This window comes from Bacillus cereus group sp. BfR-BA-01381 (assembly GCF_022663555.1).
Taxonomy (GTDB): Bacteria; Bacillota; Bacilli; order Bacillales; family Bacillaceae_G; genus Bacillus_A; species Bacillus_A pacificus.
Genome location: NZ_JAKUFR010000059.1, coordinates 21,271 through 31,894, shown reverse-complemented (window position 1 = coordinate 31,894; position 10,624 = coordinate 21,271). Strand labels below are relative to the sequence as shown.

Sequence of the window (10,624 nt, the reverse complement as noted above, 5' to 3'; positions counted from 1 at the left end):
TTGTGAAACAGTGTCGTTTCACCACTCTTTAGATATAACGGTCTATAACCGTCTTTCACTACTCCTTACGTTTCGCAAAAGAAGCTCCAGGGGGTAATTCATAATTCGCTCTGTACTGGTTCGCACCGACCACCAGCTCTCTGAAATCAGAAATCGAAATACTACTAAATCCTATCAATGCCGATTCATATGATGTTAGTTAAATTTTTATCATATATTCGTCTCACATGTCAATAAAAATATTCAATAATTTTTTAGGGAAATAAAGGAGAACGATTTTAATCCTGGGAAAATGTGCGTTATAATGAATTTGAAAGGGGAGGAAAGAGTGAAGAAAAAAATAATTCTTTTTACCACTTTACTAGTCATTGGCGGAAGTGCTGGAATTTACACAGCTTTTGCAGCTGAATCAGAGCAGGCGAAGCAAAAGCAAATACAGCAGTTAGAAGTGAAGAAAGCGAAAGAAGCTGAAGAGAAGAAGTCGATGGAGAAAGCAGCTACGAAACTAGGGGTTTCTATGGAAGGGAAAATAAAAGAAGAGGTTGCGAAAGAAGTAAATACCGCAAGATTTGAGAAGCGCCATGATTTATTGATTGAACATGCAAAACAACTTGGAATTGAAACAGAAGGAAAAAAAGATGAAGAGATTATTTTAGAAATCGGAAAGATACAACATGGAAAGTAGAACAACTTATCGTATGATAAGTTGTTCTTTTTTAAGAACTACTTGATTTGAAAATAATTGACAGTCATTTAGTTTTAATGTTAACTATATTTATAAACTAGTTAACATTAGGGGTGACAATTGTGACTTTTAGTAAGAGTACGACTGACAAACCATCATATACATATGAAGAATTATCGGAGAAAAATAAAGCCTATGTATGGCATCCGTTTACACAAATGAAGGATTATTTAGAAGAAGATCCTGTCATTATTGAACGGGGAGAGGGAAGAAAGCTATACGATGTAAATGGAAACGAATATTGGGACGGTGTTTCGTCTATTTGGTTAAATGTTCATGGACATCAAGTACCGGAACTAGATGAGGCAATTCGTAAACAATTAAATAAAATTTCCCATTCTACTATGCTAGGGCTTGCTAACGTTCCATCTATTTTATTAGCCGAAAAAATAATTGAAGTTGTACCAGAAGGTTTGAAGAAAGTGTTTTATTCAGACTCCGGTTCTAGCGCCGTTGAAATTGCAATTAAGATGGCCTTTCAATATTGGCAGCATAAAGGAAAACCGAAGAAACAAAGATTTGTTACATTAAAAGAAGCGTATCATGGTGACACAATTGGAGCTGTTTCAGTAGGAGCAATAGACTTGTTTCACCAAGTGTATAGTTCGCTTTTATTTGAAGCAATTAAAATGCCTTATCCATATACATATCGTTCTCCTTATGGAAATAATAAGGAGGAAATTGTAAAAAAACATTTAGAAGAAATGGAAGAGCTGCTGAAAGATAAACATGAAGAAATTGCGGCGATTATTGTAGAACCTTTAATGCAAGGTGCTGGCGGTATGATTACAATGCCAAAAGGATACTTAAAAGGGCTACGTAATTTATGTACAAAATATAATGTTCTATTTATTACAGACGAGGTAGCGACTGGATTTGGGCGTACTGGAAAAATGTTTGCATGTGAACATGAAAATGTAACGCCGGATATTTTGACAGCCGGAAAAGGTTTAACAGGCGGATATTTACCAGTTGCAATTACTGTAACGACAGATGAAATTTATAAAGCCTTTTTAGGAGGCTATGAAGAACAAAAAACATTTTTCCACGGACATAGTTATACAGGGAATCCGTTAGGGTGTGCGGTAGCAATTGCGAATCTAGAACTATACGAGAAAACAAATTTAATAGAAGAGGTGGCACGTAAAACAGAATATGTGGCGACGCAATTAGAAGACCTCTTTGCATATAAACATGTAGGGGATATTCGTCAATGCGGGTTAATGGTTGGAATTGAACTTGTGAAGAATAAGGAAACGAAAGAAGCGTTTGAATGGACAGAGAGAGTCGGTGTTCAAGTATGTAAACGCTCAAGAGAGCTGGGTATGATTTTGCGCCCGCTCGGTAATACGATTGTATTTATGCCCCCTCTTGCTTCTACAATTGATGAGATTGATGATATGTTACGTATTTTGTATAAAGCAATCTCGGATGTTACGGAGGGAGAATAATGAGTGGTTTTTTTATAACAGCAACGGATACTGAAGTGGGGAAAACTGTTGTCGCCGGTGCATTAGCAGGTGTATTTAGAGAACTGGGATATAACATCGGGGTATATAAACCATTGCAAAGTGGACATGTTGCATCAAATCCAGAGGGAGATGCAGCAAGGCTAAAAGCATTATCAGGTGTACCGACAAAAGAAGATGAAATTTGCCCTTACTCTATTGAAGAGCCGCTTGCCCCGAGACTTGCTATGAAAAGAGCTGGAAGGACAGTAACGTTAAAAGAAATTATTCATCACTATAATGAACGATTGAAAGATTTTAATAGTCTACTTGTAGAAGGAGCAGGTGGGTTAGCTGTTCCATATACAGAGGACGCTTTAGTAATTGATTTCGCAAAAGAATTACAACTTCCACTTATTGTAGTAGCACGCCCTACATTAGGAACAGTAAATCATACAGTTTTAACGATCGCTTATGCAAAGGCATATGGTTTAACAGTAGCAGGTGTCATTTTATCTGGCTGCAAAGAATGCGAAATGGAAAGAGTGCATGAAAATAAAGAAATGATTGAAGAGCTAAGTGGGGTACCGGTTTTAGGTTTATTACCATTCTTAGCAGGTGAGTTTACAAGAGAAGAAGTCTTGGAATCTGCTAAAGAATATATAATGATTTCAAAATTAGAGGAGCTTATCCGAAATGAATCAAACGTGGCGCACACATCTTCAATCTAAATTGCAACAATTACATGAGCGAGGGCAGTATCGTAATTTGCATGTAACAGAACAAGCAGAAGAGACATGGCTTATTCGAGATGAGAAAAGGATGCTAAATTTAGCGTCAAATAATTATTTAGGGTTAGCTGGAGATGAAAGGTTAAAAGAAGCTGCTATCGCATGTACAAGAAAATATGGAACTGGGGCGACAGCATCAAGGCTCGTGGTAGGAAACTATTCACTGTATGAAGAGGTTGAGAGAAGTATATGCGATTGGAAAGGCACTGAAAAAGCCTTAGTTGTGAATAGTGGATATACCGCAAATATTGGAGTGATCTCTTCATTAGTGAGTCGTCACGATATTGTGTTTAGTGACAAATTAAATCACGCAAGTATTGTTGATGGAATTATATTAAGTGGAGCAGAGCATAAAAGGTATCGTCATAATGATTTGGATCATTTAGAGAAGTTGTTGAAAACAGCGTCACCTGAAAAGCGGAAATTAATCGTAACAGATACTGTTTTTAGTATGGATGGTGATACTGCGTATTTAAGGGAGTTAGTAGAGCTGAAAGAGAAATACGGGGCAATTCTTATAGTTGATGAAGCACATGCGAGTGGAATATATGGAATTGGCGGAGCTGGATTATCTCATATAGAAGAAGATCTTGCTCAAAAAATAGATATACATATGGGGACGTTTAGTAAGGCTTTAGGGTGTTATGGTGCGTATTTGACAGGTGATGCAATTTATATAGAGTATTTACACAATATGATGAGAAGTTTTATTTTTACTACTGCATTACCGCCAGGAACATTAGGAGCGGTACAAAAAGCAATTGAAATTGTAAAAGAAGATAATGAAAGAAGAGAGAGACTTATAGAGAATGGAGCATATTTCAGAAACCATTTACGAGAAGCTGGTTTTGATATTGGAAATAGCTCAACTCACATTGTACCGATTGTAGTCGGTTCAAATGAAACAGCGTTACGGTTTAGTAAAAGGTTGCAACAGGTAGGGATTGCTGCAATTGCAATTCGTCCACCAACGGTTCCAGTTAATAGTTCACGGGTCCGTTTTGCAGTTACGTCCCAACATACAACAGCTGATTTGCAATGGGCTATTCACCATATTATACGCATTGGTAAAGAAGAGGGGTTTTTCGTATGAAAGAGCTAAAGATTATTTTTATTCCTGGGTGGGGAATGGAAGAAGGTGTTTGGACTTTAGTTCTGCCGTATTTTAAAGAGTATTCTGTTCAATGTATCAATTGGCGTAATGTGAAAGAACAAAGTGAATTTGCAGGGCGAATAATAGATGTAGCAAAGGATGAAAATGTCATTTTAGTTGGATGGTCACTAGGGGCGTTAGCGGCAGTTCAAGCACATAAAAAGATTCAGACAAAAGGTATTGTACTAATTGGTGGTACTCCCAAATTTACAAATACGAGCGACTATACGAGTGGATGGAATGCTTTGCATGTAGAGCGGCTGAAAAAGAATGTGGCGAGAAAGAAAGAAGATACGCTCAAGCGGTTTTATGAAAATATGTTTACAAAAGATGAGCTGAAAGAGAATACGAGTTTTGAAGAGATTGCGCTGAATTTTAAAGGAGACTCGATTCAGTCATTACAATTAGGCTTAGATTATTTAATAGAAGCAGATATGAGAAACGAATTAACAGATGTCAAAGTCCCGCTGTTACTTCTTCATGGAGAACAGGATGTGATATGTCCATTATCTGCAGCTCATAGTATGACAGAGAATGCGAATGCTAAGTTAAAAGTAGTAAGTGAGGCTGGACATGCATTATGCGTAACGAATTTCGAATATTGCGCAAATGAAATCATTCAATTTGTAGAGGGGATACGAAATGATCAACAAAACGTTACTACAAAAACGATTTAACGTGGCAGCTGTATCCTACGATCAATATGCAAATGTACAAAAAAAGATGGCGCATTCATTACTTTCTACATTGAATCGGCGATATAGTGCAAATTCATCGATACGTATTTTAGAACTTGGATGCGGGACAGGATATGTTACAGAGCAATTATCAAACTTATTTCCGAAAGCACAAATTACAGCTATTGATTTTGCTGAAAGTATGATTGCAGTTGCGAAAACTAGACAAAATGTAAACAATGTAACATTTTATTGTGAGGATATCGAAAGATTACGACTAGAAGAAACGTATGATGTCATTATTTCAAATGCCACATTTCAATGGCTAAATGATTTAAAACAAGTGATAAGAAATTTATTTCGTCATTTATCTATAGAGGGGATATTACTCTTTTCAACATTTGGGCAGGAAACATTTCAAGAATTGCATGCTTCGTTCCAGCGGGCGAAAGAAGAAAAAAATATACAAAATGAAATATCGATTGGGCAACGTTTTTATTCGAAAAATCAGTTGCGCCATATATGTGAGATAGAAACAGGGGATGTACATGTTTCTGAAACATGTTACATAGAGAGATTTACAGAAGTTAGGGAGTTTCTACATTCTATTCGTAAAGTAGGAGCGACCAATAGTAATGAAGAATCATATTGTCAAAGTCCCTCACTCTTTCGTGCGATGCTTCGCATATACGAAAGAGACTTCACGGGAAATGAAGGGATAATGGCAACGTATCATGCTTTATTTGTGCATATAACAAAAGAGGGGAAGAGATGAAATGAAACAAGTACAAACAAAAAGGGATTGGAAAAAACTTGCATACGACGTAGTAGAAGAGAAAGTGATTACGAAAGAAGATGCAATAGCGATATTAGAGGCTGACGATACAGAGATTTTAGAAATTATGAATGCTGCGTATATCATTCGCCATCATCACTTTGGTAAGAAAGTAAAATTAAATATGATTATTAATACGAAGTCTGGATTATGCCCTGAAGATTGCGGATATTGTTCACAGTCTATTATTTCAGAAGCACCGATTGATAAATATGCATGGCTAACGCAGGAAAAGATTGTAGAAGGGGCACATGAAGCAATTCGTCGTAAAGCGGGTACATATTGTATTGTAGCATCTGGTCGTCGCCCGACAGATAAAGAGGTGAATCACGTAATTGGAGCAGTTAAGGAGATTCGTGAAACGACAGACTTGAAGATTTGTTGTTGTTTAGGGTTCTTAAACGAAGATCAAGCAGGACGTTTAGCCGAAGCGGGTGTACATCGTTATAACCACAACTTAAATACACATGCGAATAATTACGAAAGCATTTGCTCTACTCATACGTATGACGATCGTGTTGATACAGTTCAAAAAGCGAAACAAGCCGGTATTTCACCATGTTCTGGGGCGATCTTTGGAATGGGAGAGACAATAGAAGAGCGAGCTGAAATTGCATTCGAATTACAACGTATAGATGCAGATTCAATTCCATGTAATTTCCTTGTTGCTGTAAAGGGTACGCCGCTTGAAGGACAAAAAGAGTTAACACCAGTAGAATGTTTAAAAGTGCTGGCGATGATGCGCTTTGTAAACCCAACGAAAGAAATTCGTATTTCAGGAGGGCGTGAAATCAATTTACGTTCTGTACAGCCAATCGGTTTATTTGCAGCAAACTCTATTTTTGTTGGGGACTACTTAACGACAGCTGGACAAGAACCGACTGCAGACTGGGGTATGATTGAAGATTTAGGATTTGAGATTGAAGAGTGTGCACGATAAAATAGAAAAAAGCAAACTTGTAAAAGAGTTTGCTTTTTTTTGTAAATAAAATGTAATAAATAGTTGTGAACGTTTGATACTAGTGGCTTTTGAGCGGAAAAAAGAATTTTGGTAGACGAATTTTCCAAGCACCAATTGTACATAGTAAATATGTAATTTATATTGGGTTGGAGGATTTTACATGCACAAATATATATTAGCGATTATGACTTGTCTCATTTTACTAAAAGCAATAAGTGCTGATCCAGTTAAGGCCGCCGAAAATCCTGAACAAAAAGAGATGCAACAACGAATTGAACAACATTTTCGAACGAAAGCTGAACATTTTGGATTGAAAACAGAAGGGAAAGATTTAAAGGAAGTACGAAAAGAAATTACTATTATAGAAGAAGCGAAGAAAAGAGAGAATGTATGGAGAACAGCACAAACGCTTCGTATACAAACAGAAGGAAAAACAATGGATGAATTAATAAAAGATGTACGGAAAAAAGTGAAGAAATAAAAAAGAGGCCGCAGCCTCTTTTTTATTTTTTTATGCCCATTGTTTTGATAAGTGAGCCATTTCAATCGCAGCAACGGCGGATTCATAGCCTTTATTACCAGCTTTCGTGCCTGCGCGTTCAATCGCTTGCTCAATTGTTTCAGTCGTTAATACACCGAAAATAACTGGGATGTCTGTTTGTAGTGATAAAGATGCAACACCTTTTGCTACTTCATTACAAACGTAATCGTAATGTGTTGTAGCACCACGAATGACAGTGCCTAACGTAATAACAGCATCATATTTCCCGCTATTCGCCATCTTTTTAGCGATTAAAGGAATTTCAAATGCACCAGGAACCCAAGCAACATCGATATCAGATTCTTCTACACCGTGACGCTTTAATCCGTCTAAAGCGCCGCCAAGTAATTTACTTGTAATAAATTCATTAAAACGTCCAACAACAACTCCAACTTTTAATCCTGTACCAACTAAATGACCTTCGAATACCATAATAAATCTCTCCTTTAATTATAAGTTTAGTAAATGTCCTAATTTGTTTACTTTCGTTTGTAAATACGTTTTATTCTCTTCTTTTGCTGGCATTTGCAACGGTACACGCTCGATTACTTCTAAATCGTAACCTTGTAAGCCTGCAATTTTTCGTGGGTTATTCGTTAATAATCGTAAATGTTGTAAACCTAAATCTTTTAATATTTGAGCACCGATACCGTAATCACGAAGATCAGCAGGGAAGCCAAGCTTTTCGTTTGCTTCTACAGTATCGAAGCCTTCTTCTTGTAACTTATAAGCGCGAAGCTTATTAAGAAGGCCAATGCCTCGTCCTTCCTGTCTCATATAAAGAAGAACGCCTTTTCCTTCACGCTCAATTTGAGCAAGTGCAGCATGGAGTTGTGGTCCGCAATCGCAGCGGCACGAGCCAAATACATCTCCTGTTAAGCACTCTGAATGAACGCGTACAAGTACAGGCTCTCCTGTTGAAATATCACCTTTTACGAGTGCGATATGCTCTTTCGAATCTAAGGAATTAGAATAGCCAATCGCATGGAAAGTACCGAAATCTGTAGGTAATGTAATTTCCACTTCTCGCGTCACTAATGTTTCATGGTGGCGGCGATAAGCAATTAAATCTTCTATTGTAATCATTTTTATATCAAATTGTTTTGCGCACTGTAGTAAATCAGGTACGCGTGCCATCGTACCGTCCTCATTAATAATTTCACAAATGACGCCAGCTGGTTCTGCTCCGCAAAGCTGTGCTAAATCGACAGCAGCTTCTGTATGACCAGCACGACGCAGAACACCGCCTTCTTTCGCAATTAATGGAAAGATATGTCCAGGACGACTGAAATCCGCACCTTTTGATGCAGGATTTAATAATTCTTGTATCGTAGTTGCACGTTCGTGCGCGCTAATCCCAGTTGTTGTAGAAACATGATCAATGCTCACTGTAAATGCAGTATGATGCGAATCTGTATTATGAGCTACCATTGGTTCTAATTGTAAACGTTCTGCATATCCTTCTGTAATTGGTACACAAACGAGGCCGCGCCCATGTGTAATCATAAAGTTAATTGTTTCTGGCGTAATATACTCTGCTAAAGCGATAAAGTCGCCTTCATTTTCACGGTTTTCATCATCACATACGATTACGACTTTTCCTTGTTTTAAATCTTCTAGAGCTTCTTCAATACGATGAAACATCATGCTTCCCCCTTATAGAAATCCGTTTTCTTGTAAAAAGCTTTCGGTCATTGAACCTGTTCGTTTTACTGGTTTAGAAATAAAGCGTTCGATATATTTACCAATCATGTCGCACTCAATGTTTACGATGTCACCGGCGTTCTTTTCCCCAATAGCAGATTCGCTTACTGTGTGCGGGATGAGTGAAATGGTAATGGAAGATTCGTCTATATCAAATATTGTTAAACTCGTTCCATCAACAGCAACGGACCCTTTATGCAAACAATAGCGCAGCAATTCATCAGAAATAGCTATTTTGTAATAGACGGCATTATAGTGTTGTTTTTTGTTTAATATCGTTCCAATGCCATCGATATGTCCTGAAACGAAATGTCCACCGAATCGTCCATTTGCCGCCATTGCACGTTCTAAATTTACTGTGCATTGCGGTTTAAGCATGCGGAGTGATGTTGATTGCATCGTTTCGGGCATTGCATCCACTGTGAATGAAGTTGTTGTGAAACTCGTTACAGTTAAGCAAATACCGTTAACCGCGATGCTATCACCTAAGTGAACATCTGATAAAATTTTATTGGCATGAATCGTTAACTTCATCGCTTCCCCGCTTTGTTGCATGTTTGCAATCGTTCCTAATTCTTCTACAATTCCTGTAAACATTCCGTCACCTCACTTCGGGCATGCGCAACAATTTTTATATCATCGCCAATTTGTTTCATCTTTTGAATTTCCAAGGAAAGTGCATCTTGTAATGTTGAAAAACCATTGCCCCCAAATAAAGTAGGGGCATCATTTCCACCAATTAATTTTGGACTTATATAAGTTATAATTTCATTGAAATACTTTGTTTGTAAGAAACTTGCATGAACGGTTTGCCCCCCTTCGACGAAAAGAGAAAGAATTTGTTTTTCGCCGAGTAGGTGTAAAACATCCTGTATTTCAATCTGTTTCGTTTTCATTTGGAATATAGCTATATTTTCAGATTCATAAGAAGCTATTTTCTTTTTATCTACACCATTACCGACAAAAATCCATGTCGGTGCTAAGCCATCTGTTATGACATGAGAAGATGATGGCGTTCGTAAATGGGTATCTAAAATAATGCGTATAGGATTTTCCCCTCCGTTAGGAACTCTTGTTGTTAAATGCGGATTATCAGCTATAACTGTATTCACTCCAACGAGAATCGCATCATGTGTATGGCGGTATTGGTGAACATCAGCTCGTGCTTCTTCACCTGTAATCCACTTACTTTCACCGGTTACGGTTGCTGTTTTTCCATCTAAGCTCATTGCTGTTTTTATTGTTACAAATGGACGTTTCGTTTTCATGTAGTGAAAAAAGTAGCGATTTAATAAAATTGCTTCTGCTTCAAGAACACCAGTCGTTACTTCGATGCCAGCTTCTTCTAATCTCCTTTTTCCATTACCAGAAACGAGCGGATTACAATCAAGAGTAGCAATTACAACCCGTTTGACTCCTTTTTTGATGAGCAATTCACAGCAGGGTGGTGTTTTTCCAAAATGGCTACACGGTTCAAGTGTTACATAAACGGTAGCTCCTTTTGCTTTTTCACCAGCCATATGAAGAGCATAGACTTCTGCGTGTTCTTCACCAGCACGCAAATGAGCTCCCATACCGACGATGTTTCCATCTTTTACAACAACAGCACCAACCATAGGATTTGGACTTGTTTGTCCGGATGTTCCTTCTGCTAACTGTAGGGCAATCCTCATATATTCTTGATCTGTCATTCTCTTCACCTCTCCTGAAAAAATCAAAAAACCCCAAGGATTTTATATCCTTGGGGTTTGGGAGACGTGATTTCTAGA

At 37.7% G+C, this 10,624-nt stretch carries 12 protein-coding genes and 1 other annotated feature; of the genes, 8 read left to right on the top strand and 4 right to left on the bottom strand.

Annotated features, from left to right (window positions below):
- Window positions 1-187, bottom strand: a binding site (T-box leader). This feature is flagged as partial in the annotation.
- Between the two features lie 141 nt (window positions 188-328).
- The 8 genes from MR079_RS19210 (at window position 329) to MR079_RS19175 (ending at window position 7,091) form a co-directional block, all read left to right on the top strand.
- Complete coding sequence (locus tag MR079_RS19210) at window positions 329-685, top strand: hypothetical protein (RefSeq protein WP_242294453.1); 357 nt, start codon at window positions 329-331, stop codon at window positions 683-685.
- 122 nt (window positions 686-807) lie between these two features.
- Entirely contained in the window at window positions 808-2,196 is a 1,389-nt protein-coding gene (gene bioA / locus MR079_RS19205) for an adenosylmethionine--8-amino-7-oxononanoate transaminase (protein ID WP_242294452.1), read from the top strand.
- The gene (gene bioD, locus MR079_RS19200) at window positions 2,196-2,924 is read left to right on the top strand and encodes a dethiobiotin synthase (protein WP_242294451.1); all 729 of its coding nucleotides are present in this window, start codon (window positions 2,196-2,198) and stop codon (window positions 2,922-2,924) included. The genes bioA and bioD overlap by 1 nt, the downstream gene beginning before the upstream one ends.
- Window positions 2,890-4,077 (top strand): 8-amino-7-oxononanoate synthase, encoded by a 1,188-nt coding sequence (gene bioF / locus MR079_RS19195; protein ID WP_242294450.1) that lies wholly within the window; start codon window positions 2,890-2,892, stop codon window positions 4,075-4,077. Before bioD ends, bioF begins: the two co-directional genes overlap by 35 nt.
- The gene (locus MR079_RS19190; protein WP_139866774.1) at window positions 4,074-4,814 is read left to right on the top strand and encodes an alpha/beta fold hydrolase; all 741 of its coding nucleotides are present in this window, start codon (window positions 4,074-4,076) and stop codon (window positions 4,812-4,814) included. Before bioF ends, MR079_RS19190 begins: the two co-directional genes overlap by 4 nt.
- A complete protein-coding gene (gene bioC, locus MR079_RS19185) occupies window positions 4,780-5,589 on the top strand; it encodes a malonyl-ACP O-methyltransferase BioC (protein WP_242294449.1) in 810 nt (269 codons plus the stop codon). The genes MR079_RS19190 and bioC overlap by 35 nt, the downstream gene beginning before the upstream one ends.
- 1 nt (window position 5,590) lies before the next feature.
- Window positions 5,591-6,589 carry a biotin synthase gene (gene bioB, locus MR079_RS19180; RefSeq protein WP_242294448.1) on the top strand — a complete coding sequence of 333 codons (999 nt, stop codon included), beginning with the start codon at window positions 5,591-5,593 and terminating at the stop codon, window positions 6,587-6,589.
- A gap of 181 nt (window positions 6,590-6,770) precedes the next feature.
- Window positions 6,771-7,091: a hypothetical protein gene (locus MR079_RS19175; RefSeq protein WP_000549778.1), complete on the top strand. Its 321-nt coding sequence runs from the start codon at window positions 6,771-6,773 to the stop codon at window positions 7,089-7,091.
- Window positions 7,092-7,121: 30 nt separating this feature from the next.
- Here the strand turns inward: MR079_RS19175 and ribH are convergent, their stop codons facing one another.
- From ribH to ribD, 4 genes are read right to left on the bottom strand one after another with little or no spacing between them, the layout of a single operon-like run.
- Window positions 7,122-7,583, bottom strand: a complete 462-nt coding sequence (gene ribH, locus MR079_RS19170; protein ID WP_000230898.1) for a 6,7-dimethyl-8-ribityllumazine synthase — start codon at window positions 7,581-7,583, stop codon at window positions 7,122-7,124.
- A gap of 18 nt (window positions 7,584-7,601) precedes the next feature.
- On the bottom strand, window positions 7,602-8,795 hold the full coding sequence (gene ribBA, locus MR079_RS19165) for a bifunctional 3,4-dihydroxy-2-butanone 4-phosphate synthase/GTP cyclohydrolase II (protein WP_087954366.1): 1,194 nt from the start codon (window positions 8,793-8,795) through the stop codon (window positions 7,602-7,604).
- A gap of 12 nt (window positions 8,796-8,807) precedes the next feature.
- On the bottom strand, window positions 8,808-9,452 hold the full coding sequence (gene ribE / locus MR079_RS19160) for a riboflavin synthase subunit alpha (RefSeq protein ID WP_242294447.1): 645 nt from the start codon (window positions 9,450-9,452) through the stop codon (window positions 8,808-8,810).
- Entirely contained in the window at window positions 9,434-10,546 is a 1,113-nt protein-coding gene (ribD, locus tag MR079_RS19155; RefSeq protein WP_242294446.1) for a bifunctional diaminohydroxyphosphoribosylaminopyrimidine deaminase/5-amino-6-(5-phosphoribosylamino)uracil reductase RibD, read from the bottom strand. The genes ribE and ribD overlap by 19 nt, the downstream gene beginning before the upstream one ends.
- Window positions 10,547-10,624 lie beyond the last annotated feature (78 nt).

Bases quoted from the DNA above. Each gene is read 5' to 3' on its own strand.
- bioD (WP_242294451.1), top strand. From the start codon at position 2,196: ATGAGTGGTTTTTTTATAACAGCAACGGATACTGAAGTGGGGAAAACT.
- ribH (WP_000230898.1), bottom strand. From the start codon at position 7,583: ATGGTATTCGAAGGTCATTTAGTTGGTACAGGATTAAAAGTTGGAGTT.
- ribD (WP_242294446.1), bottom strand. From the start codon at position 10,546: ATGACAGATCAAGAATATATGAGGATTGCCCTACAGTTAGCAGAAGGA.
- MR079_RS19175 (WP_000549778.1), top strand. From the start codon at position 6,771: ATGCACAAATATATATTAGCGATTATGACTTGTCTCATTTTACTAAAA.
- bioF (WP_242294450.1), top strand. From the start codon at position 2,890: ATGAATCAAACGTGGCGCACACATCTTCAATCTAAATTGCAACAATTA.
- bioB (WP_242294448.1), top strand. From the start codon at position 5,591: ATGAAACAAGTACAAACAAAAAGGGATTGGAAAAAACTTGCATACGAC.
- ribBA (WP_087954366.1), bottom strand. From the start codon at position 8,795: ATGTTTCATCGTATTGAAGAAGCTCTAGAAGATTTAAAACAAGGAAAA.
- bioC (WP_242294449.1), top strand. From the start codon at position 4,780: ATGATCAACAAAACGTTACTACAAAAACGATTTAACGTGGCAGCTGTA.
- ribE (WP_242294447.1), bottom strand. From the start codon at position 9,452: ATGTTTACAGGAATTGTAGAAGAATTAGGAACGATTGCAAACATGCAA.
- MR079_RS19190 (WP_139866774.1), top strand. From the start codon at position 4,074: ATGAAAGAGCTAAAGATTATTTTTATTCCTGGGTGGGGAATGGAAGAA.